At 46.7% G+C, this 24,760-nt stretch carries 17 protein-coding genes; 10 read left to right on the top strand and 7 right to left on the bottom strand.

Annotated elements, in window-relative coordinates; translation table 11 throughout:
* The first annotated feature begins 30 nt into the window (after positions 1–30).
* The 3 genes from BGP75_RS12730 to BGP75_RS12720 all read left to right on the top strand — a co-directional run bounded on the left by BGP75_RS12730 (position 31) and on the right by BGP75_RS12720 (position 4,692).
* Positions 31–3,387 carry an NAD-glutamate dehydrogenase domain-containing protein gene (locus tag BGP75_RS12730; RefSeq protein ID WP_083704790.1) on the top strand — a complete coding sequence of 1,119 codons (3,357 nt, stop codon included), beginning with the start codon at positions 31–33 and terminating at the stop codon, positions 3,385–3,387.
* Positions 3,388–3,617: 230 nt separating this feature from the next.
* On the top strand, positions 3,618–4,163 hold the full coding sequence (locus tag BGP75_RS12725) for a hypothetical protein (protein WP_076718966.1): 546 nt from the start codon (positions 3,618–3,620) through the stop codon (positions 4,161–4,163).
* A gap of 319 nt (positions 4,164–4,482) precedes the next feature.
* A complete protein-coding gene (locus tag BGP75_RS12720; RefSeq protein ID WP_076718965.1) occupies positions 4,483–4,692 on the top strand; it encodes a hypothetical protein in 210 nt (69 codons plus the stop codon).
* 239 nt (positions 4,693–4,931) lie between these two features.
* Here the strand turns inward: BGP75_RS12720 and BGP75_RS12715 are convergent, their stop codons facing one another.
* The gene (locus BGP75_RS12715) at positions 4,932–5,828 is read right to left on the bottom strand and encodes a LysR substrate-binding domain-containing protein (protein WP_076718964.1); all 897 of its coding nucleotides are present in this window, start codon (positions 5,826–5,828) and stop codon (positions 4,932–4,934) included.
* 188 nt (positions 5,829–6,016) lie between these two features.
* Here BGP75_RS12715 and BGP75_RS12710 point away from each other — a divergent pair, with 188 nt between their 5' ends.
* Entirely contained in the window at positions 6,017–6,628 is a 612-nt protein-coding gene (locus BGP75_RS12710) for a LysE family translocator (RefSeq protein ID WP_076718963.1), read from the top strand.
* 53 nt (positions 6,629–6,681) lie between these two features.
* Here the strand turns inward: BGP75_RS12710 and BGP75_RS12705 are convergent, their stop codons facing one another.
* From BGP75_RS12705 to nagB, 4 genes are all read right to left on the bottom strand, one after another.
* Positions 6,682–7,689, bottom strand: a complete 1,008-nt coding sequence (locus BGP75_RS12705; RefSeq protein ID WP_076718962.1) for an ABC transporter substrate-binding protein — start codon at positions 7,687–7,689, stop codon at positions 6,682–6,684.
* A 372-nt stretch (positions 7,690–8,061) separates the two neighbouring features.
* Complete coding sequence (gene nagA, locus BGP75_RS12700) at positions 8,062–9,243, bottom strand: N-acetylglucosamine-6-phosphate deacetylase (RefSeq protein ID WP_076718961.1); 1,182 nt, start codon at positions 9,241–9,243, stop codon at positions 8,062–8,064.
* 2 nt (positions 9,244–9,245) lie between these two features.
* Positions 9,246–10,187, bottom strand: coding sequence for a BadF/BadG/BcrA/BcrD ATPase family protein (locus tag BGP75_RS12695; protein WP_076718960.1), 942 nt, complete (start codon positions 10,185–10,187; stop codon positions 9,246–9,248).
* Positions 10,184–10,972, bottom strand: a complete 789-nt coding sequence (gene nagB / locus BGP75_RS12690) for a glucosamine-6-phosphate deaminase (protein ID WP_076718959.1) — start codon at positions 10,970–10,972, stop codon at positions 10,184–10,186. The genes BGP75_RS12695 and nagB overlap by 4 nt, the downstream gene beginning before the upstream one ends.
* A gap of 482 nt (positions 10,973–11,454) precedes the next feature.
* Between nagB and BGP75_RS12685 the strand changes: the two genes are divergently transcribed.
* The 5 genes from BGP75_RS12685 to BGP75_RS12665 all read left to right on the top strand — a co-directional run bounded on the left by BGP75_RS12685 (position 11,455) and on the right by BGP75_RS12665 (position 16,752).
* Positions 11,455–12,726, top strand: coding sequence for an ABC transporter substrate-binding protein (locus tag BGP75_RS12685; protein WP_076718958.1), 1,272 nt, complete (start codon positions 11,455–11,457; stop codon positions 12,724–12,726).
* Between the two features lie 121 nt (positions 12,727–12,847).
* Complete coding sequence (locus BGP75_RS12680) at positions 12,848–13,777, top strand: carbohydrate ABC transporter permease (protein WP_076718957.1); 930 nt, start codon at positions 12,848–12,850, stop codon at positions 13,775–13,777.
* Positions 13,778–13,792: 15 nt separating this feature from the next.
* Positions 13,793–14,659, top strand: a complete 867-nt coding sequence (locus BGP75_RS12675) for a carbohydrate ABC transporter permease (RefSeq protein WP_076718956.1) — start codon at positions 13,793–13,795, stop codon at positions 14,657–14,659.
* An 87-nt stretch (positions 14,660–14,746) separates the two neighbouring features.
* On the top strand, positions 14,747–15,895 hold the full coding sequence (locus tag BGP75_RS12670; protein ID WP_076718955.1) for an ABC transporter ATP-binding protein: 1,149 nt from the start codon (positions 14,747–14,749) through the stop codon (positions 15,893–15,895).
* A gap of 68 nt (positions 15,896–15,963) precedes the next feature.
* A complete protein-coding gene (locus tag BGP75_RS12665; RefSeq protein ID WP_076718954.1) occupies positions 15,964–16,752 on the top strand; it encodes a GntR family transcriptional regulator in 789 nt (262 codons plus the stop codon).
* A gap of 23 nt (positions 16,753–16,775) precedes the next feature.
* On the opposite strand, the gene BGP75_RS12660 is transcribed toward BGP75_RS12665, so the two are convergent.
* Together BGP75_RS12660 and BGP75_RS12655 are read right to left on the bottom strand one after the other, a co-directional pair.
* Positions 16,776–18,338 (bottom strand): diguanylate cyclase domain-containing protein, encoded by a 1,563-nt coding sequence (locus tag BGP75_RS12660; RefSeq protein WP_076718953.1) that lies wholly within the window; start codon positions 18,336–18,338, stop codon positions 16,776–16,778.
* Between the two features lie 307 nt (positions 18,339–18,645).
* Entirely contained in the window at positions 18,646–19,536 is an 891-nt protein-coding gene (locus BGP75_RS12655; RefSeq protein ID WP_076718952.1) for a LysR family transcriptional regulator, read from the bottom strand.
* A 233-nt stretch (positions 19,537–19,769) separates the two neighbouring features.
* On the opposite strand from BGP75_RS12655, the gene BGP75_RS12650 reads away from it, so the two are divergent.
* Positions 19,770–24,722, top strand: coding sequence for an alpha-2-macroglobulin (locus tag BGP75_RS12650; protein WP_076718951.1), 4,953 nt, complete (start codon positions 19,770–19,772; stop codon positions 24,720–24,722).
* The last annotated feature ends 38 nt before the right edge of the window (positions 24,723–24,760 follow it).

Here is a 24,760-nt window from a genome sequence, read left to right as displayed (position 1 = left end):
GTTTAACAGCGCTATGACATCTGGGTGATCATGATGGCACGTATCGAAACGAATAATAATAAAGACAGTGAGAATCCTTCTACCGACAAGCTGCAAGGCAAGGGTTTACAATTACCTACTGTCAGGGGGTGCCGATTTTCCCGGGGGGGTAACGAGGGAGATCAAATTGTTTTTTGTGTCCGGGGCAATGGAGAGGTTTTGTCCTTATCTGAGGTTCTGCCGGTATTGGAGAATATGGGCGTCAGCGTACTTTCCGCCAGTACATTGCTGACGGAATCGGAGGGGACCAAGAGCAGCTCTTCAGCTGACTCAGTTGCCAATCCGGTTGAAACAGAAAGTGTTGAAACAGAAAGCAGTGTAGAGAAGGGGAGTTGTGTTGAAGGTCATTCATGGCAAATTAACTTCTTGTTACACAATGCTGTTGGTGATCTGGCATCCAACAGCGAACTGCAGACCAATTTTCGACAGCTGTTTGTCGCGGTTATTGATGGCCTGGTTGAGAATGATGGATTTAACCGACTAATCTCTAAAGCTGAAATGAATATCAGCGAGTTAGTTTTACTTAGGGCGATTGCTAAATATCTATCCCAGATTAAGGTGCCTTTCAGTCAAATATATATGGCTGAAACTCTGACCAAATATTCGTTGATTGCCAGTTCAATAGTCGCCCTTTTTTCGGCTAAATTCGCCCCGGGGTCATCTACTGAAGAAAAAAAGCGCCTTGATAGTATCAAGCAGCATCAGGCCAAGGTGCTGGAGCAACTGGAACAGGTTGTTTCTCGAGATGAGGATCGTATTCTGCGCAGTTATTTGTCGGTTCTTAATGCAATGTTGCGAACCAACTTCTATCAGTTGAATGATTGTTGCCAGCAGCAAAGAGGACTCAGTTTTAAGCTTTCTCCTGCTGATATCGAGGGCATACCACAGCCGGTTCCTAAGTTTGAAGTGTTTGTTTATAGCCCTCGAGTAGAAGGGGTTCATCTACGTGGCGGTAAGGTCTCTCGTGGCGGTATTCGCTGGTCTGATCGTAAAGAGGACTATCGCACGGAGGTCTTGGGATTAGCTAAAGCCCAGATGGTAAAAAATGCCGTTATCGTACCTGTCGGGGCAAAAGGTGGATTCGTTGTTAAAGGTTCTGCTGTTGCAGGCCGCGCGGTAAACAATGCTGAAACAACGAAACAACAGGTTGTTGATTGCTACTCTGAGTATATCCGCAGCTTGCTTGATATCACCGATAATTTAAAAGGCGGCGAAGTCGTTCCGCCGATAAATGTAGTTCGTTACGATGACGATGATCCTTATCTGGTTGTTGCAGCAGACAAGGGGACCGCTGTTTTCTCGGATGTTGCCAATGCAATCGCCAAAAACTATGAGTTTTGGTTGGGGGATGCTTTTGCCTCCGGCGGAGCCAATGGTTATGACCATAAAAAAATGGGAATTACTGCTTTAGGTGCCTGGGAGTCTACCAAGAGACTGTTTAAAGAGCTGGGTATTGATAGTCAAAACCGTGATTTTACTGCCGTCGGAATTGGTGATATGTCGGGTGATGTGTTTGGCAACGGGATGCTGCTGTCGGAACATATTCGCCTTATTGGTGCTTTTAACCATTTACATATTTTTATCGATCCAAATCCTGATGCCAGCACCAGCTATCTGGAACGAAAGCGGTTGTTCGAGCTGCCGCAAAGTAGCTGGGAAGATTATCAGACAAGGCTTATATCGGCTGGAGGTGGAGTTTTTTCAAGGCGAGCGAAAAGTATTGAGCTTAGTCCGGAGATTATGGAGCTGTTGCGGATACCAACCTCACAAAGCCGTATATCCCCCGATCAATTAATCCAGTACCTATTAAAAGCGCCGGTCGAGTTACTCTGGAATGGAGGGATTGGAACCTATATTAAAGCCAGTGATGAATCTGATCTGGATGTCGGTGATCGTGCCAATGATGCAGTTAGAGTCAGTGCTGATCAGCTACATACAAAGATTGTGGTTGAAGGTGGAAATTTGGGACTTACTCAGAAGGCCAGAATTCAGCTTGCGACAAATGGGGGACTGGTTACCACCGATGCGATTGATAACTCTGGTGGTGTTGACTGTTCTGATCATGAAGTCAATATCAAGATTCTGTTACAGCAGCTGCTTGCGGATCAGCTGATTGATGACAATCAGCGAAACCAGTTACTGGATTCAATGACTGCAGATATTGCTGAGTTGGTTCTGAAAAATAACTATCAGCAAAGCAAGATGCTCAGTCAGTCTAATTACAGTAGCCGGTCATTTATTGATAAGCATCTGCAATTGATTCAGCTTCTGGAAAAGGAGGGGACGCTTAACCGGCAGCTGGAGTATCTACCTGATGATGCGATAGTGGAGGAGCGGATAAAATCCCAGCAGGGGCTGACTCGCCCGGAGATTGCTGTGTTATTGGCTTACAGTAAGACTCATCTGTACGGCAAGTTGGTGAATTCGGATATTATTGACGATGATCTGATCCGTGAAGAGCTGTATAGTTACTTTCCCAGCCTTATACGACAGCACTACCCCTCATATATTCAAAATCACCCGTTAAGAAAAGAGATTCTGGCCGCTCAAATCACCAATCAGGTGGCGAATAGAATGGGGGCCACATTCTGTAACTATCTGCTCGAAGAAAATAAAACGGATACTGCGCGCTGGGTAAAATCCTATACAGCCGTTCGTCGTATCTTTGGTATTGCGGATATCGTGAAGAAAATTGAAGCATTGGGAATGGCGGTCTCTAACAGTTTGCAGATGGAATTGCATCTGAAACTGCATTACCCCGTAGAAAAAGCAGCATACTGGCTTCTTAATCATGCAGATGAAGCCTTCAATACCCGCGCTGTCATTGAACGTTATCAAAGTACCGTTGATTATGTACGGGATCATTTGCAGCAACTGCTGACGGAAGAGGAAGTTGGGTTATACCACCAGAACGTCACGAACCTGACTCACCGAGGGGTACCCTTGGAAATTGCAGAAGCAATCTCTTCTCTGGATTACCTCTATCACGGTCTTGATATTGCTGAAATTTCAACTGAAAAGAACCTTGATCCCAGCACGGTAGTTGCCACTTACTACAGGATTAATGGCGAACTGGATCTTTTTTGGCTTCGTCGATCACTGGATTCTCTGCCGTTGTATGACAAATGGTACAGGAAGGCAAAGCAGGCATTGTCGGTAGACATGGATCTACTGATAAGAGAACTCGTGCAGCGGTTACTGCAGAAGTCCGGCAATCAAATTACGATCAGTCGCTGGTCCATGAATAAACTCAGATATCAGGAGTTGCTGGCTGAAATCAAAGCCCAACCAAACCAGCATCTGGCGATGATAGCCGTGGCTATCGAACGTATTGGCGAGCTGGCCTGAACGTTGAGTACTTTGCCGGTTTCCGTGCTGAGGCGGAGAGCTGGGTTGAGCCGCAGCATACAAAGCTCAAGTCAGTGTTACTGATGGACAAAGCACAGGTACTTATCAGCTTGGATATAACTGGCGGGATAAAGACCTGGCGGCGGTCATGATGAATATGGCTGTTTTGAAAACCTTAGGCTTGAACGCCGCAGTTCGCTAAATAATAGAGACCAGAGGTGCTTTAAAGAATGTTGGATGGAATTACGAAAACTCATAAGGCTTTAGTTAGAAACTATATTCATGCCAAAGATGAAAACAGACCTCATTTGATGAAAAATGTCTTTTCTGACTCCGCAATTCTGAAAATGGAGCTGAAAACTGAAAATATTTCTTTCCCATCAGAAGTTGTTGGGCTTGATGCTATCACTGATGTACTGGTCAGAAACTTTAGTGGCTCCTATGAAAATGTTTACACCTATTGTTTGACGGATTCACTGGAAGATTACGATCAGGAGTTGTTTTGCAAATGGTTGGTGGTAATGAACGATAAGGAAAATGGAGATGTTCGAATCGGCTGTGGGCGATACCACTGGCATTTTGTCGGTGATTCAAGTTCACGGGTAAGTCAGTTAATCATTTCCATTGAGCATATGGCTGTACTGCCCGCTGAGACACAGTCACTGATGTTTGCAGGGCTGAGTCGGTTGCCGTACCCCTGGTGCGATCTGAACTCTGTTCTGGAGTTTATTCCCTTGTCTATCTCTCTGAAACCTTTACGAGAATTCTTTCGCTAGTATTTTTCATGACAGCTCGGCCTCTTCATCTATATTTTTCAGTAAAAAAGTTACTTAATCCACATGAGGTGGTTAGTTTTATGATAAATTTAAAGTTATTCAGAGTTATTAATTGGTTTTTTTAAAAATATCAGTGCTAATTTCTTTTTCAATATTGGTGAGTTTTTCTCATCAATATGTTGAAAAAGCTTCGTTTGTTAATGTCGGTATTCATTACTAAAATCCTCTCATATTCTGATTGCTGTGCTGCACAATACAGGTGGCACGGTAAAGCAAGAATCTATTTATAACTTCTTTATAAACTTTTGAGGATCTAAAAATGATCAACTATGACGAGTACTGGAAAATCAGCGAGCCTGCACTGGGTGAGTCTGAGAAAGAATTCTTTCTGCGTTTATCCGCTGAATATAAGCAATTGAAGAAAGCTGAAGCGCGTAAGCTTCGCAAGCAGCTTTGGGTCAGCCGTTTATCTGCTGTTTCTAAATTTTTGGTTGTTGAGCCTAATCTGCGATCCACCAAGTCCGCTTGATTTTGGAGTTGTATACTGCAACCTCAAATGTGAATCGCGATTCACGCATGGCGCAATGCCAACATGGTTTTTGTTGTGCTGCAGGGTTAATTCTGAGTCTATAGTTGACTGACGATACAGCCCGTTCCGACAACAAAACCATTTTTTGTTCTGATCTATCCTGGTCGTGACTTATCCTGGCTGCAACCAGTGTTGATACTCGCTTCGATCAGATATTTATTGTTGTAGAAGAAGTGCTATCACGAATGGCGTGAGGCAATAGTGCTAATCCAATCTGAAAAAGCACCCATAACCCATTTCGCATCTTTCTGGCCCCTTGGCTCTGGTGGTTTAATCAATGAGTAACTGCCTGTATTCAGGGCTTTTGAACCAGGCACCTCGATAAGAGCTCCTGACTGAATATATTCATCGACAAACAATGCCGGAATAAGCGCTACTCCGAGTCCTTCCAGAGTGGCCTGGATTGCCAGAATTGTATTATCAAAAATGACTCGCTGTTTAACGGCATTAATGTCCAGTCTGTTTCTTTGAAACCATTTATCCCATAAATCGATACGTGAGCGAATGACTATCAGCGGTAAATCTGGGATTGTCTGCTTTCTAATAGTGCCCTGTTGCCTGGCATATGAGGGGCTGCAGACCAGCAAGCTCTCTTCTGACATAAACTCTTTTCCTTCGAGGCCGGAAAACTGGGCAGGATCCCTCCGAATATAAATTTGGGTGTCTTTGTGCAGAATGATCGGGCCTGAGGAGGTTTTGAGCTGCAATTCTATTTCCGGGTGAAGGGTTTGAAAGTCAGTTAATCTGGGGATCAGCCAGTGCATTGCAAATGTTGGGGTTGATTCAATCTGTAAAGGAATGCGTTCAGAAGCTGGCTTAATATTCTCTGCTGCCTCTTCAATCGCGGTCAAAGCCGGAGCTACTCGGGAGAAATATAACTGACCCGGATGAGTTAACAGCACCTTTCTGTGCTGGCGGTCAAATAGTTTAAATCCCAGAAAATCCTCCAGTCCTTGAATCTGACGGCTTATTGCACCGGGAGTTACGCAAAGCTCTTCTGCTGCCAGTTTAAAACTGCCTAATCGTGCGCAGACTGCAAAAACGTAAACGGCATTCAGAGGTGGAGGTCGGTTCATTAGTTATCGCTTCGATTGAGAAATACTCAACTAAAGCTAGCATTTTAAATCGTTTGAGGCCATTGCTTTCAGAGGGTTAACTAGTTGCTCTGGGTTGCAGGAAAGTAAGCATCCTCCAGCCAGTATTTGTATTGGGGACGGGTGATGACCAACGCTGCGTATTTGCCAACTAATTCGAAGAGAGTGTGATGGAGTCTTATCTGTTGTTCCTGGTTATTGCCCTGGTAACGGTCCTGAGTCCCGGGCCGGGTGTTATTCTTACTTTAACCAATACTTTACGTGGGGGTGTGATTGCTGCAATTGGAGGTATTTTAGGCATTTCAATAGGGACATTTGTGGTTGCCGCTGTATCGGCATCAAGTATCGGATTGATACTCAACACCTCTTTACTGGCGTTTACTCTTATGAAATATGCAGGAGGTGCCTACCTTGTCTATCTGGGTGTGAAACTATGGAAGTCGCCTTCAGTTGTGATTCATTCCGTTGACGGGAGGGGAAAGAGAAAAAGAGTGCAGTTTCTGGAAGGCCTGACGCTTCAGATAACAAACCCCAAGGCAATATTTTTCTTTATGTCAGTGCTTCCTCAGTTTATTGATTACTCCTCAAGCTATGGTGGGCAGTTTGCCATTCTGGTAACCACATACAGTATTCTGGTTATTATTATCCACTTGTTATATGCCAGTTTGGCCAAAGTCGCTTGTCAGTGGTTTATATCTCAGAAAGGAGGACGCGTGCTGAATCAGTTTGGGGGAGCGATATTCATATGTTTCGGCATTGGACTGGCTTCAGCAAATAGATAGTGTTTGGCGTTAATGGGTTTGTTCCTAGGTTTCCTGGCCGGGAAAGGTTTTTTCTATTCAGGTTCCAGGCCTGGTACTGAAAAGTTGTAGTGGGTTATATCTGGGTTTAGTGCTTTAGAATAAAGGCGAAAGTTCACTTTTTCCCATATCCGTTGGTGAAGGAGCTGCTTGATTGTTTCAGATTGGGTTATCCCCAGTGGTAGCATAGGCGTTAGTATCCGCACTGATTCCTGTTTAAAATCCCGACCGTGAAAATAGTCATAGAGCATTACTGCGGCCCATGCTCCATTGAAATAATGCCCACCCAGGCTGAAACTCAGCTCGCCTTGGATAATTGATTCCAGCCCCTGTTGAGTCCAGTCTACACCACCGGTAATAACCGTTCTTTGTGCTGTGGAGGCTTGGTCCAGGACTCCGAGTGCCATCAGGTCACTGGCAGTCCATACTACTGTATTGTTCGGATAACGCTGGTGGAGTCTGTGGTACATCTGGGCAGCAGTTTTACGGTTCCAGTTGGCATGTACTGTTTGTAGCAGCTGTAATTGAGGGTGTTCCTTTACCGCCTGTTCCATTCCCTTCAGACGATTAATGGATGAAAAATCGGCAAGATTACCGCCGATTGCCACCATGGTTGTGGCGGGATGGTCCAGAGTTTTTTCTGCCTCTTTGAGCAGGTTCTCCGCCAACCGATATCCGGCTTGTCGTTCGTCGGGGACTATCGTACCAATCCAATAGTTAAAGTGTTCTCTCGGGAGCCCCATTTCGAGTTGTCGGTCAGCGCTGATTTCAGAATTGAACAACAATAAAGGAACTTTGTATTGCTCGGCTGCCTTAATATTTCGATGGGCCGTTTTCTTAAAGTTCGGGACTACAATTGCATCGAAGCGCCGGGGAGATTTTAGCGCCGATTCGACCTGTTCAATCAGCGTAATATGATTGCCACCCGCGTAAAATACTTCAAGCTGGATACCCAGATCCCTGCAGGCGGCTGACATAGCAGCTGTAACTTGCCCCCAGTAGGCATCATCAGCCTGACGGGTGGTAAAAAATGCAATTTTCAAAGGGGTGTGATGTGCCTGTAGCGGTGTGCTGATCAGGCAAAAACACAGTAACCACAAGCCGAGTGATATGCTATTTATGCTGCGAGCAGAATCATCTGGCCTGTCATGACAAGCGCGGGTACTCTGATAAAGGGCTCCCTTGAGCTTTCTATAAGCTGAACTAATGCACTTTCTACAAAAAGCATTTGGGTTGCATTGCTTCATGAACAAAGTCTCAGAAGGTCGTTACTTCAAATGATACTTTGTTCACTATAGTTGCTTTGTGATTGCTTTGTGGGCTCTTTATAGTCCGCTGGCAGGGAGAGTCGAGCCTGTATCCCTTAATGGTTCAGCATGGTTCAACGGTTTGTTCAGGCTGTCGGCGTTCGTGGGTTAAGTCACTTCCTTGCTGCTGACGCCATCTATCCAGGTTTCACGTACTCGAAGGTCTTTATCAAGCAACACCATGCTGGCCTTGAATCCTTGCCCTATACGACCATAATCACTGGCCAGTCCCAGGAATCGAGCGGGATACAGCGAGGCCATGCGCAGGCTCTCTTCCAGCGTTAAATCCAGGATCTGCACACAGTTTCTTACGGCACTGGCCATATCCAGATCGGATCCTGCCAAAGTACCTTCGGCTGTGGATACTCGGCCATCCTGGCGGACAATTTTCTGGCCTAAAAGCTCAAAATCATTGTTCTCGGACCCCACTGTCTGCACGGCGTCTGTGACAAGCATCATGCCGCCCCTGGGCTTGGCGTTGATGGCTATTTTCAGAGTGGCAGGATGAACATGGTGATTATCGACGATAAGTCCGCACCAACTCTTGTTATCTTCCAGAGCGGCTCCGACAGCCCCAGGTTCACGACTGTTCAAAGGGGGCATCGCGTTAAATAAGTGGGTGAATCCCGTCAGTCCCTCACTCAGCGCATGACGGACCTGGTCATAGGTTGCGGCTGTATGCCCTGCTGCGACTATGACTCCCGACTCCACCAGGTTGTGAATGAAGCCATCAGGAATCTGTTCCGGGGCGAGTGTAACCAGTGTTTTACCCCGTTTAAGGCTGGTCAGCAGTTGTTGCGCATCAGCCTCAGGGCGCCTGATCATTGCTTCAGGATGCACTCCCTTACGCTGTAGATTGAGAAAGGGGCCTTCGAGATGGACGCCGAGACAGCCGGGTACCTGTTCAGTCATGGCCTGGTTGGCTGCTGCCAGTGCTGCTTCCATTTTCTCCCGACTGTCACTGATCAATGTTGGCAAAAAAGCGGTCGTTCCAAAACGTCGATGTGCAGCACCAATAGCTCTGATACTGTCCACACTCGGGGCATCATTGAACAGAACGTCAGCACCACCATTGACCTGGGTATCGATGTAGCCTGGTGCCAGCAATTCTCCATTCAGGCGATATACCCGCAGAGAGCTGTCCGTGCCCGGGCTGTTGTTGAAGTCTGACGAGTCGAGATCTGAAGAGGGAAGCAGCTTGTTGATCCGGCCGTCTTTGATGATTACTGCATGGTCGTCCAGAATGCACTCACCGGTGAATATTCTGCATTCTGTTAATGCAAATGCCATTACTAGGACTCCCCTTGTGAGTTATCTGAAAATGTTGATTGTCGTTTATCTGGTTGTCGTATTAATAACAGGGCACCGTCCATTGCATCCCCCTGGGGTGCCACTAGACAGGATTGGTCTTCTACGGGTAACAGGGGCTTAACAATAGAACTAACCCCACCCATTAAGCTGATGCGAGTTACACCGCAGGCTCTTAATGCCGCCAGTAATTTGCACGCTTCTGCGGCAGCCTGACGTAAAAGTCCGCGGGCCAGCGCATCATTCTGTTCAGCATATTCGACGACCAACGGCATAAAAGAGCCGTAGTCGCGGGGAGAGGATTGGTCCATCCAGGCGACGATTTCTGCTGGGTTATTATTGAATTGGTTTATGAGTGCAGAGCTGAGGGCTGTGGATGGTACCACTTTGTCATGAGCCTGCAAGGCATATCGCAGCAGCTCCAGACCAACCCAGGCGCCACTGCCCTGATCGGAGATAGGAAAGCCCCAGCCGCCTATGTTATGAAAGTGACCATCAACCAAAGCAACACCACAGGAACCCGTTCCCAGAATCAAAATACCACCGTTTTTCCCCTGATGAGCACCGAGGCATGCAATATGAGCATCTGTCTCTACTGCAACACTTGCAAAAGGGTGTGGATAGTTGATTATTTCACTGCAAATAGCTGGGGATATGGCCCCGGCTAATCCCATTCCTGCGTGGGTTTTGATAAGAACTCCCCGTTCAAGGCCTGCATTCGACACAGCATGATGAGTCGCTTCCAGAATCGAACGGTAACTGGTTTCTACACCGAGTCGGACATTGGCGCTACCTGAATAGCCTTCACCAAGAGTGTTTCCTTCTGAGTCGCAGAGGCGTACCCGGCAACTGGTGCCACCGCCATCAACCCCCAGAAAGTACGGCTGCTTTTTTGACTGCTGAATCAGAATCGGCTGTTTGCTCATTGATAGTGTTCCATTGCCAAAAGGTCAGTTTCAGCTCTGACCCTGTGATAGTAGTCATGGTGTGTCAGTAAGGCGCCAGCCTCCGGGTCAACGACCACAACAGCATGGGGGTGCATTTGCAGCGCAGAGGCAGGACAGCTTGCGGAAAGAGGTCCCTCAACCATTTGTTTGACCGCTTCTGCTTTTGCTTTTCCGGTTGCCAGGAGCAGGGCCTTACGCGCCCGGTGAATAGTGCCTATTCCCATCGTAATCGCAAGGGTTGGTTGAAATTCGTCACTGGAAAAAAAACGACTGTTATCTCGAAGTGTCTCTGGTGTGAGGGTTTTTATTCGAGTGGCAGAGCCAAGGCTGGAACAGGGTTCGTTAAAGCCAATATGGCCGTTTCTTCCCAGCCCCAATACCTGTAAATCGATACCTCCAGCCTCTCTTATCTGAGCTTCGTAGCGCTCCGCCTGAAGTACCGGATCGCCAGTACCATCTGGCAGATGAGTATTCTGCAGGTTGATATTGATATGCTTGAACAGTTGGTGATTCATAAAGTGTCGGTAGCTTTGAGGGTGGTCCGGTTCAAGACCAACGTATTCGTCCAGGTTAAAGCTGCGGACCTGGCTAAACGAAAGAATGCCATGTTGAAAGCGTGAGATCAGCTCTTGGTAGAGAGCAATGGGTGTGCTACCGGTAGCCAGACCTAATACTGCCGCAGGTTTGTTTTTGATCAGTCGACAAATATGGTCTGCCCCCAGTTGCGCAACTTCTTGCGCTGATTCAGCAATAACGACCTGCATAGAGATTACCTCCAAACTATTCTTAGAGTAGCGATGGTGACTTCGCTGGTAACCCACAATGGTATTTGATCATGGTCAGTCGTCATTGAATCATCAAGGCTTGTTTGAACCTGATGCCAGACAATACCAGTGTGGCTTTGAATCTGTTTCTATTTTCAATAAATAATACCTATACAATACCATTGATGGTTTTGGATTGATAGTGTAAAAAATAATCAGCTGTATCTTATTGATATTGAATTATTTTCAAGTTTGTTTATGAGTCTGGGTATTAAGTGGTATTGTAATTGGTGTGCTGTTTATGTACATTGGTATTATGTTGGTCAGGGTAAATCACCTGGAAATACTATTTTGGTGGTCATAAAGGCTAGCTGGTAAAGATACCAATAAGGGCTTTTTAAACGGGCCAAAGAATAAAAGACATACGCCTGATCCAGAAAAGGGTTGGCGTTCGGATAACAAGCAACCGGAGTATAAGAATAATGCGTAACACACCTCTTAAGGGCGCTGGCTTTCAGATGGCTGGTCTGGCGCTCGGAATTGCGATCTCTTCTACCAGTGTTCAGGCCGCTGATTGGTTGGTTATTGAAAGCTGGCGCAATGACGACACCAAAATCTGGAGTGATGTAATTATTCCTGCATTTAATAAGGTCCATCCTGATATCAAAGTGGAATTCAACCCGACTCCTCCCAGTGATTATAACTCTGCACTTTCCGCCAAATTGCAAGGTGGAACAGCAGGAGACTTGATCACCTGTCGGCCGTTTGATGTTTCTCTTAGCTTGTATAACAAAGGATATCTGGAGCCCCTGAATGATGTTGAGGGCATGAAACACTTCTCTGATGTTGCCAAGAGTGCGTGGGTTACTGATGATGGCGCTGCCAATTTCTGTATGCCAATGGCCTCTGTTATTCACGGCTTTATTTACAACAAAGAAATTTTTGAAGAATTGGGACTAAAAGAACCCAGGACAGAAACAGAGTTCTTTGATCTGCTTAATACTATAAAGACTGAGAGTCGTTATATTCCTCTGGTCATGGGCACGGCTGACCAATGGGAAGCTGCAACCATGGGCTTTCAGAACGTAGGTCCCAATTATTGGAAGGGTGAAGAGGGACGTAAAAACCTGATCAGCGGTGATGAAAAAATAACCGATGATCAGTACGTAAAAGTTTGGGAGCATCTCTCTAAGTGGAGTCCCTACATGGGGCGGGGCTATAAAGGCCAGCGTTATTCCGACTCCCAGAACCTTTTTACCCTGGGGCGTGGCGCGATCTATCCAGCCGGTTCCTGGGATATCCCGACCTTCAATGAACAGGCTGACTTTAAGTTCGGTGCTTTTTTCCCACCGGTTCCTGATGGGCAGGATACCTGTTATATCAGCGATCACACCGATATTGCCATGGGGATTAACAAGGCGAGTAAGAACAAAAAATCTGCAAAGATATTCCTTAACTGGATGGCCAGTCAGGATTTTGCCGAGCTTTATTCCAATGCGCTACCGGGTTTCTTCTCTCTAGCTAACCATAAGATTGAAATAAAGGACCCGGTGGCTCAGGAGTTCCTGAGCTGGCGTGATGAATGCCAACAGACAATCCGAAACTCCTATCAGATTCTTTCCCGAGGTACTCCGAGTATGGAAAATGAGCTCTGGAACGTCAGTGTTCAGGTACTGAACGGCAAAATGACACCAGAAAATGCTGCGGCTCAGGTCGAAAGTGGCCTGAGCAAGTGGTATGCACCCCACCAGTAAGCGTGTAAGTACTGAGGGATCCAAACAGGCGTCATAGAGAATCATGGCGCTGGAAGAGACCCTCGATACCAGACCAGGACATCCTGGTCTGGTTTGATTCATCCCCTTCTGGTACGACGATATGACTACTTCCAATCACAAGGCGCCATTTCCCTGGCATATCCTGTTTTTTCTCGCCCCGGGACTACTGATCTACGTTTCAATCAGTGTTTATCCGTTACTGGATACGCTTTGGCTGGGTTTTTTCGAGGAAGATGAGAGTGGGCAGCGTTTTTTCTCCGGCTTGAAAAATTACCAGACATTGCTGTTTGATGCCGTCTGGTCAGAGCCGTTCTGGAACGCGCTCTGGAACAATACCAAATTTTTTATTGTTCATATGCTGGTACAAAACCCTATTGGATTGATGCTGGCTGTGTTACTCAGTTCTCCACGTCTACAATGGAGCAACAGTTATCGCACCTTAATATTTATGCCGACCATGTTATCGGTGGTGATTATCGGATTTGTTTGGCAATTGTTGTTAAGCCCTATCTGGGGTATCAGTGAAAACTTCCTTTACGACATTGGGCTAGGCGAATACTTTGATGCCTGGTTAGGTAATGAGGGTACTGCGCTTACAACACTATCATTAATTTCTGTTTGGCAGTTTGTTGGTATTCCAATGATGCTTATTTATGCTTCGCTGCTGAATATTCCCGACGAACTCATCGATGCCAGCGTCGTTGATGGTTCAAGCGCCTGGCAGACTTTCTGGAATATTAAACTCCCGTTGATTTTGCCAACTATAGGTATGGTTTCGATTCTGACTTTTGTGGCTAACTTCAATGCCTTTGAGTTGATCTATGCAGTGAAAGGAGCACTGGCTGGCCCTAATTTCTCCACTGATATAATGGGGACGCTATTCTACCGCACCTTCTTTGGCTTCCAGCTGCAATCCGGCAGCATCACGATGGGAGCAGCGGTCGCTACGCTTATGTTCCTTATTATTCTGATTGGTGTCGCTATCTACCTGTTTCTGGTACAGCGTCGCATGCAGCGATTCCAGCTTTAAGGGAGGGCGATACAAATGCTTAATCAAATGACGATCCCACAGAAGCTGTCTATTAAACATGGCAGCGGTAAAAAGGTAATGATGCACGGGGTGTTGATGATCTACACCTTTATTGCTCTATTTCCCATTTTTGTGATTATTATCAATGCCTTCAAGACCCGTAAGGCGATTTTTAAAGATCCTTTGGCGCTACCCACTCCGGATACTTTCAGTATGGTGGGTTTTGAGCAGGTACTGCTGCGTTCAGAGTTCGAATTGTTCTTTGCAAACAGCATGGTGGTAACGTTGTTATCGCTATTTTTCGTGTTGTTGTTGGGGGCGATGGTGGCTTTTGCCCTGACTGAATACAAGTTTCGCGGTAATCTTTTTATCGCCATCCTGTTTGCCATGGGGATTATGATTCCTATTAGGCTGGGTACCGTCAGTATCCTTAATCTGATGTCAAATCTGAACCTTGTTAATACGCTGACGGCGCTGGTACTGGTCTATATTGCTCAGGGGTTACCGTTGGCGGTTTACATTCTTTCGGAATTTATTCGTCAGATACCCAAAGAGCTGAAGGAAGCTGCTCGCTGTGACAATGTCAGTGAATACAAGATCTTTTTTACCATCGTGTTGCCTTTGATTCGTCCGGCACTGGCAACCGTTGCAGTATTTACGATGATTCCTATATGGAATGATCTCTGGTTCCCGCTGATTCTGGCGCCAGGTGAAGGTAATCAGACAATTACACTGGGTGTCCAACAGTTTATAGGCCAGTACGTGACGGATTGGAACTCTGTGCTTGCGGCTCTGACGCTGGCCATCGTACCCGTGCTCGTTCTTTATCTGATCTTCTCGCGCCAGCTTATCCGAGGCTTGACCTCTGGAGCGGTGAAGTAGAGATCTATATCTATCCGAAAATGGTGCTGAGATACGGTATTGCGATATAGACGGAATGATCAGAATACTCGAATAAATAGGTGATTTATGGCTGACGTACAACTAAAAAATATTAAGAAAAACTATGGTGATGTTGAAGTTCTGCATGGGATTGAACTGGATATCAAACATGGTGAGTTCGTGGTGCTGGTTGGAGCATCCGGTTGTGGTAAGTCTACCCTGTTAAGACTTATTGCCGGGCTGGAGGATATCAGCAGTGGTGAGCTGTCAATTGCCGACCGGGTGGTGAACAATCTTCCTCCGGCTAAACGCGGTATTGCGATGGTGTTTCAATCCTACGCACTGTATCCACATATGAGTGTCTTCAAAAATATGTCTTATGGCCTCAAAATCGCTGGAAAAAGTAAAGCGGATATCCGTGAGAAAGTAGAGGAAGCAGCCAGGATTCTCCATATTGACCACTTGCTGGATCGGTTGCCAAGAGAGCTGTCGGGCGGACAACGACAACGAGTTGCGATTGGTCGCGCTATTGTCCGGGACCCCAATGTTTTTTTGTTTGATGAACCATTATCAAACCTGGATGCCGCACTTCGGGTTAAGACACGAGTGGAGATCAGCAAACTGCATCAGGAGCTGGGAGCTACCATTATCTATGTGACCCATGATCAGGTTGAAGCAATGACCCTGGGAGATAAAATTGTAGTGATGAACGAGGGGCGGGTAGAGCAGTGTGGCTCGCCATTGGAGTTGTACCAGCATCCGAAGACTCAATTTGTGGCGGGTTTTATTGGTTCACCCAAGATGAATTTTATGGATGGCAGAGTATCGGCTATTAATTCAGAGTACTTGGATATTAAGCTGAGCAACGGTACCATCACACAGGCTCATGTGGAGAGTGCTGATCTCGCTATTGGTGATAGTGTAACAATCGGTATTCGACCCGAGCATATGCAAGAGGGAACTGACGCAGAAATGGTTCTGGAAGGACAGGTCACACTGGTAGAGCAGCTGGGAGAAGCCAGCTTTGTTTACATGCAACTGGATGATGGCGCTGAAATTATTGTTCGAGCCAGCGGTGAAAGCACGACGACCATTGGCGAGCGTATCAAGGTTTGTTTCAGCCCGGTGAGTGCCCATGTATTTAGCCAGAGCGGTCAAGCCATGCGTCGATTAAAAGCAGGGAATGTTAAATCTCATGCTGAGTTGGCCCGATTAAAGGCCGTCGGTGCGGGTTAAATGGATATATTAGAGATAGAAAGGGGGAGATAAGACAGGGATAGCAATCTGAGCCTCCTGAGATAATTATGAATAAAGTTGAGAGCCTTGTTCACAAGATATTTGACTCCCATGAGCAGATTTCCCGGGAGAATAAACCACTGTATTTGCAATTACAGCAACTGATCAGGGAAGCTGTGAAAAGTGGCGTGCTTAAGTATGGTGATGCCATTCCTGCTGAGCGGGAGATAGCCAGTGCCATGAAAGTGTCCCGTGTCACAGTGCGTCGTGCAATCGATGATCTGGTGGATGAAGGCCTGTTGACCCAGCGCCAGGGGGCGGGAACCTTCGTCAGCGACCGGGTAGAACAGCCGCTGAATTTTCTTAAGAGCTTCTCCGAGGTTATGCAGGAGCGAGGAAAAACGCCTGGAACCCGGTGGCTGGATCGGGCCTTAGGGCTGGCAACTGAGGATGAGCAGGAAGCCTTAGGACTCAGTTCTGAAGACGAGGTGGTGCGCTTTCATCGACTGCGGACCGGTGATGACCAGCCGATGGCGCTGGAAATGGCCTCTATTCCGCGTCGTTTTCTGGATAACCCTTTCGTAGTGGAAGGCTCTCTCTATGAAGTTCTCTCCAGTAAAGGGCTCAGGCCGGTGAAAGCCCTGCAGCGAATCAGGGCAATTGCTATTGATGATATTCGGGCGGGGTATCTGGAAATTCCGGTCGGCAGCGCAGTGCTTTATATCGAACGCTTGGGTTTATTGGAAGACGATACTCCGGTGGAATTTACCCGTTCTTATTTTCCCGGAGATACCTACGACTTTGTTGCCGAGATTCGCAACCCGACCAGTCTGGAGCCTCCAGGCGGTCGGAGCTGATTTCAGTCACTCGCCGAGATCCTTTACTCTCCAAATATTTGGTAGATACCCGGTCCTTTTGACTTTGCCTGATACATCGCCTGATCGGCCATGCCGATCATGTGATCAGGGTGTCTGGTCTGATCATTGGCAAAAGCGATACCTATGCTGGTAGAGGTGTTTATTTTGTGATCATCTATATGAAAGGTCTTTTTCACGGCATTAATAATGCGTTCTGCAATTTGGAGTGCTTGCTCGCGGTCTAATGATTCAAGCAAAATGGCAAATTCGTCGCCACCAAAGCGAGCCAAAGTATCAGACTCTCGCAGACATTCAGCAATTGAAAGACCAATCTGCTTTAGCAACTCATCGCCTACAAGATGACCGTATTGGTCATTTACATTCTTAAACAGATCCAGGTCCAGAAAGAAAATGATTACCGGATGTCGTTTATCTCGATGATGCCTGGCCAATGCCAGTTTTAGCCTGTCATAGAACAGCATTCGGTTAGGCAGACTGGTCAATACGTCATGCAGTGCCAGATGTCGCAGTCGTTCTTCATTGGTTTTTCGCTCCAGCGCATCACCCACATGGCTGGCTACGTACACCAGCAGCTCCTTATCTTTCTCGGTGAATGAGGTGTTGTGATCATAGCTTTGAACCACCACCGCACCAGAAAGGTGATTTAGAAAAAAGGGAGCACCTAACCACGAATAGGGGGCTGAGCCTATATGTTTGATACCCCGTTTTTCACAGGTTTCTTTAAGGGTGTTTGGCAGGATTAGTAATGGCTCCCGGCTGGAGAGCAGGTAACCGGTAAGGCTGGTTTTTTCTTTCTGTTTAAAATCAAATGACTGGTCCTCAAATATCGGGTCCAATTCATCAATAAAAAAAGGAAAAGTGATTCGTTGACCTTCGTTATCCACCAGAGCAATGTAAAAATTCTTGGTGTAAATGAGCCCGCCGACGATTTGGTAAAGTCTTCGATAGAGCTCTTTCAGGTCCTTTGCGGCATGGGTGACGGATGATATTTCATACAGTGCCGTCTGCACCTGTTCGGCATGTTGCAACTGTTCCACCGACTCACGGAGACGCTCAACGGTTTTGCTGTTAGCTAATTTGGCAGCAATATTCAGCGCCAGGGTTTTAGCCAGTTCCAGGTGTTCTTGCTGGAAAAAATTCTCCTCGAAACAGGCAAAGTAGATAACCCCAACAGCGCGGTCTCCCAATAGAATCGGGACTGACACCTCCATGCGCAACGCCTTGAGGAAGGAATTTTTAGCTTCGCCAGCTCCATTAGCACTTTTTAGAACAGATTCTTTTTGTTCGAAAACCTGTAAAGGGGTATCAGAACCCGTTATCTCGTTAACAGAAAAAAGCTTCTTGCAACGGGGTGAGCAACACTGAGCTTTTTGAATGAGCTCCTGTTTTTCATCAGCCAGATAAATTCCACAGACATCGCCGTAAAAATCCGGTAGCTCAAACGTGCTTATAGTGGCGAGGGCATCATTAAGATCATCAATGACAATCAGCTGGCTAACAAGTCTGTTGATGAAACTGAAATAAGGTACCACCGCTACACTGGGGTCGTGTCTGGGAATTGACATGCTTCAATCATATCCAATGAGCGTTATAAATACACCCAGAGTTCGGAGGTGGGGCAAAAAAAATTGGGAAGAGCGCCTTTTGGATAAGTATGTTGTCAATGTTATGAAAGTGTTTTTGTTTGAACAGGCACAAGCCTAAACCGTTGAAGTGACCATTGCGGAAAAATCAGGTCCGGTCTCTCGATTATTAATCTCAAAGAGGTGTATAACCTGGCACATCCATCAGCAAGGAAAGATAACGGAAGTTGACGCACGGTCAACAAGGGATAGGTAATGAATGTCATCTCAAAAAAAACCTTCAATACCACTAAACTCTCCGCTCTTGTTGCTCCGCTAAAAATGAGATCAATCGATATGTCAGGCTTTCCCTTGTTGCATTTGGGGGCCATACGGCGTAGACCCCCAGGGATTCTATATCCCAGTTTTTTATGGGTTCTATCAGCTGACCGCTTTCCAAAGCATCTTTAACCATAAATGCTGGCGGGGAGGCTAAGCCTGTTCCGGCGATGGCCAGTTGGCAAACGGCCTCCAGACTGTCGACGATGATTCTGGGCTGGTAATCTATCTGGTAATGGTCGCCAGACTGGTTGACAAGAATTTTATGATTGGGACGCATTTTCAGGCCTATCCAGTCCCAGCTTTTTAAATCTTCCGGATGTTTTGGTTGGCTGTTGCGCTTTAACAGGGAGGGGCTGGCTACCAGTTTTCTCTTCATTACAAAGAGTCTTTTTGATTTCAGGGCACTGTCTTTCAGTCCTCCAATTCGAATAGCCAGATCAATGCCTCCCTGAATCAAGTCCTGCTGTAGATCACTGAAGCTGATCGATAAGTTTACTTTGGGGTACTTATCAGCAAAGGCTGCTATATTCTGGACAAGCTGATCTCGTGCCAGCATTGCCGGGACAGTTAGGCTGAGATTCCCAGAGGGTTCGCTGGAGTGGCCTGCAATGGCATCCAGACCTTCAGTAGCTGCTTCTATGATTTTTTGAGAGGCTCTGAATAGTTTGTTACCGTCGTCGGTCAACGAAAGTCGACGAGTAGAGCGGTACAGCAACGTCACACCTAACCGTTCTTCAAGTCTGGATATATGATGACTGACGACTGAAGGAGTCAACTTCAGCTCTTTAGCAGCTCCTCTGAATGATCCAGATTCAACTGTTTTTGCAAACACAACCATAGCCCGTAAGTCATCAATCATTGTCAGATATTCTCATATGGTTGAAGGGAAGCCCTTAAGCGATTCGTTCCGGCACGGATTATAAAGCTGTTTTAATACTATTTGCTTTATATCCTTGTCCAGATAAGAATGCCTTTCATCGAAGGGCATTTTGTTAGGGAACCTGCGCACAAGTCCCTTGGGCCATTAAACGTTCCCTGCGCAACAATAGTTGTTTCAAAGACATTTATATTTTTCTACAGGACTCGCTCGCTATGAAATGGACTCTGTGTTATCTCGCCTTGTTACTTATTGTTGGTGGTTGTTCAGATCAACGCAGAGAAGATCCTCAAGAAACCCTGACTAAAGCAGTTGTTGTTTCTGATGAGACCGTTGTCGCGTCTGATACGAAGATAGAGGATGGCGAAGACACTTTTGAGCTTGCCGCTGTGCAGCGTGATTATCAGGGGGTCGATTTTAAAGTACTGGATATTTCAGAGCGTACTCTCGATGGCCGTAATGCCATTGCGGTGATGCTTTCAGTCCCACTCAATCCAGCTGATGATCAGCAGACTCATTTGAGTGTTAGTCAGAACAGTGGGGACCTGGTGGATGGGGCCTGGGTATTATCTGCTTCTGGCAAGACGTTATGGTTTCCCCATACCGAGCCTGATACTGAGTATGAGATTACCGTTCAGCCTGGTCTTAAAGCAGCAAACGGTGATTCCCTGGTAACCAAGGCTTTTGCAACTGTACGTACCCGTAATTTGATCCCCGTGGTTAATTTCGATACCAATGGAAGCTTTTTAACCGCGGGTCTGGGGAATGGTCTGCCGGTTGCGGCGGTGAACGTTGAACAGGTCAATATCGACTTTTTTCGCATTAAGAACAAACATATTGATGATTTTTTACGACGGATGGAAAACTACCGTCAGTATTATTGGGATATGGATAGGCTGACAGGCCATGGGGATCTGGTTTACAGCGGACGTTACGATCTGAATGTGCCTAAAAATACCCGGGTGAAGCGCAGCATTGATGTTCGTGCTTCGGAAGCACTTAAAGAGCCGGGGCTGTACCTTGCGGTAATGTTGGCAGCGGGGGAATACGACAAGAAACAGCTGGTTTGGTTTTCTGTTACTGATTTAGGCATCCATGCCCGCCAGTATGACCAGCAGCTGGATGTACATGTTTCTTCACTTAAAACAGGTAAGCCGTTGGCCGATGTTAAGGTTAGTTTACTCGATACGCAGTCCAATATATTGACTGAAAGTTTGACGAGTTCCGATGGTCTGGCGAGCTTTGAAGGTTCAGAAGAAAAAGCCAGTTTGATTGTCGCTCAGGCTGGAGAACACTACTCGATTATTGAAACCAGAAAACCAGCATTTGATTTGTCAGAGTTTGATCTTGGCCAGCGTCCGCAGATGCCTGTTGAATTATTTGTCTATTCTCCCAGAGATTTATTCAGGCCAGGAGAAGTCATTGACTTTAATGGTCTGCTGCGTGACGGTGATGGTCGCAATACCCTGGCCACTGTACTCAATGCAGAGCTTAAACGTCCCGATGGATCGGTTGCCAAAACCTTTAACTGGCGGCCGCAGTCCCTTGCTTATTACCATTATGGTTGGCAAATACCGAGCAACGCCCCCTTAGGGAACTGGGAGCTGGTGGTTACCGGAGCATTACAAAGCCCCGTTGTTTATCCGTTTAAAGTCGAGGAGTTTTTGCCCGAGCGGATGAAGCTGAGCTTTAACAATAATAATAGCCAGCCGATAGTGGCGACACCGGCTGAAGAGCTTAAGGTTCCTGTATCAGGTGAATACCTTTACGGCGCCCCGGCAGCAGGAAATCGTCTCAGTACCATCGTTAATGTCAAACCCTGGCGAAATCCGATCAAAGCACTGGAAAATTATCAGTTCGGACATATTACTGAGTCAGGGTTGAGTCAGAAATTTAACCTGAAAGATTTGCGTCTCGACAAAGGAGGCTCTGGAGAGGTTGTTATCAGCTCGCGCTGGCCCGGTGTCCGCTCGCCACTTGAAGTTAAGTTAATCAGTAGCTTATATGAAACCGGAGGCCGACCGGTTACCCGCGTGTATTCCTCTCTGATCTGGCCTGCCAAGGAGTTAATTGGCATCCGTACTCGCTTTGGTGATGATAATCCAGCGGCTAATTCACGTGTGGGCTTTGATATCGTCAAAGCGAATTTGCAAGGAGAGCTAACTGCGGCGGAACATATGGAGGTCCAGTTAATTCGTGAAGATCGTCAGTATTTTTGGGTGTATGACGATTCACGAGGGTGGCACTACGAATGGACTGATAAGGAATTCGCTGAGATTACTGAATCTGTATCGATTACAAAAGGCCAGCCAACCACTGTGGAATACCCGGTAAGCTACGGTAACTACCGGTTGGAGGTCCGTGACAGGGACAATAACCTGACCAGTAGCGTTCGCTTTTATGCCGGTTACAACTGGTATAGCAATTGGCTTAATGCTCAATCGAGTAGTCAAGCTGTTCGTCCGGATAAAGTCAGTATCGTACTGGATAAAGAGCATTATAAAGCGGGTGATATCGCCAATGTCACGATTGTTCCTCCAGAACAGGGTGAAGCACTGGTTATGGTTGAAGGAGACGCTCCTTTGTGGATGCAGCGATTGTCGATTCCTGAACAGGGTGTGACATTGCAAATCCCCGTCGATGATAGTTGGCAGCAGCATAACCTGTATATTACTGCGATGGTTTTGCGTCGCGGGGAGCATAAAAAATCGATTACGCCAAAGCGCAGTTTTGGATTGGTGCACCTGGCGCTGGATCGCAGTGATCGTCAATTACAGGTTGAGTTTGATATCGCTGAAAAAGTTCTTCCGGAACAAACCGTTGATGTAGAGATAGAAGTATCCGGCAGTCAAATCAATGGCAATGGCAAGAATTCCAGTCCGGTGTTTCTGACACTGGCTGCGGTTGATGTAGGGGTGTTAAGCATCAGCAATTTTTCAACTCCTGATCCTCATGAAGGTTTCTTTGGACGACGACGTTATGGGATAGAAAATCGCGACATATATAACCAGGTTATTGAAGTCGGTGATGCAGAAAAGGCGAGTCTGCGTTTTGGGGGGGATGCTGACCTTACTCGTGGGGGGCAGGAGCCACAATCAGAAGTACAGATTGTTTCGCTGTTCAGTGGGCCGATTGAGGTTAATCAGGGTCGTGCATCAGTACCGCTGCATATTCCTGATTTTAATGGACGTTTGAGATTAATGGCGCTTGCATTTTCTGCCGATAGTTTTGGCCATGGAGAACAAGAGTTAACAGTAGCGGCTCCCGTCGTGACCCAAGTGGCAATGCCGCGTTTCCTTGCGTTGGGTGATAAAGCTACCATCGCGTTGGATATTAATAATCTCAGTGGTGAATCTCAAACGCTGGATGTTTACTTACAAAGCGAGGGACCTATTAGGCTGGTTGCACAAGAGCAGCGTATAGCGCTGGCCGATAAAGAGAAAAGAACGCTTAACTTTGAAATAGAAGCAACCGATTACAGCGGTCAGGCTCAGTTTGACCTGTTGGTCACTGGCTCTGCTATTCAACCCGTTAAGCGTCAATGGTACCTGGGTGTGCGTCCACCCTATCCTGCGTTAATTCATCAGCAATCGAAGTTACTTGCGAAGGGAGAGCGCTTCAGTCTACAGAGAGAAAGTCTCTCCGGTATGTTGTCAGATTCCGTCGAAGCATTGGTATCTGTCTCTCCCCATGCAAATATCAATTTGCAGGATCAGCTGCAACAGTTGCTCGAATACCCCTATGGCTGTCTTGAGCAAACCAGTAGTAGAGCTTTTCCACTGACCTTTGCTACACCCGAAATTCAGCAGCGTTTTGGTTTGAAAACGCTCGCTGAGGAACAGCGCATAAAAATGATTGAGCAAGGCATTGATCGTCTTTCGTCAATGCAATTGGTCAATGGTGGTTTTGGCCTCTGGAGTAACACTTCACCAGAAGAACACTGGTTGACAGCATTTGTGGCAGACTTTTTACTCAGTGCCAGAGATATGGGGGTTGAGGTGCCCACCCGTCTCATCGATAAAACGATGAATCGTCTTAAACAGTATGTGAATCGGGGTGGTCGCTTTGTCGGAGAACGCTGGAGCCAGGACAGCAATCATTACACATTTGCCTATAAAGCTTACAGCGCCTACGTATTGTCACGGGTTAATCAGGCTCCGTTAGGCTCCATGCGGACATTATTCGACCACCAGTTGGATTGGGCAAAATCCGGGCTGGCCCAGGCTCAATTAGGGATTGCGCTGATTCGGATGGGAGATAAGAAGCGTGGTGTGCAGTCTCTTGAAAAAGCGCTTGGCAATATTGCGCAGAGGAGTCGTTATTTCGGTGATTATGGCAGCCGTATTCGTGATATGGCGATGACGATCTATTTGCTGATCGATAATGGTATATACACTAATCAGGCCATTTCCATGAGTTTTGATCTGGCAAAACACCTAAGAACGCGACGCTGGTTAAGTACCCAGGAGCGCAATGCCTTATTTTTAGCGGGCATTGCTCTGGAAAGCTATCGTTCCGATAGCTGGCAGGCAAAGGTGATTCTGGGGGCGGCAGAACAAATACTGAGCCAGGATGTTGCCTATCGGAGAAAACTGGATGGTTCGGTGATAAATGAAGGACTGGAAATTGAATCGCAAAGTGACAAGCCCTTGTTTGTTAGTGCGAATATAAGTGGCTATGGCACGGAAAAACCCGGTTATAGCTCAGAAGGGCTGTCAATTGCCCGAACCTGGTATACCACAGACGGTCAACCAGTTGTTCCGGATAAAGTCCGTGTGGGTCAGCTTTATATTGTGCATCTGGAAGTGACTGCACAAGAGCGCACACCCGACGCTCTGGTGGTTGATCTGCTACCAGCGGGGTTCGAACTGGAAAATCAGAACCTTGAAAATGCGATCAAGCTGGATGAGTTCAATATCGACGGTAAGCTTATGAAAGAACTCAGTCGATACACGACAATTAAGCATCAAGAATATCGCGATGATCGATTTGTTGCAGCCTTGGATCTTAATAGTTACGGTGCAGCGAATGTTTTTTATCTGGTACGGGCGGTGACTCCGGGCATCTATAAAGTGCCTTCGCCGTTGGTCGAGGATATGTATCGTCCTGAGCGACGTGGTGTTGGTCACACGTTGGATTCCATCACCATTGTCAATACGGATGACTAGCCGCTGATAAACAGGACATTGATGACCAAGTAACAGAA

Source organism: Motiliproteus sp. MSK22-1, from assembly GCF_001968815.1.
Taxonomy (GTDB): domain Bacteria; phylum Pseudomonadota; class Gammaproteobacteria; order Pseudomonadales; family Balneatricaceae; genus Motiliproteus.
This window is presented reverse-complemented; position numbering and strand designations above follow the sequence as displayed.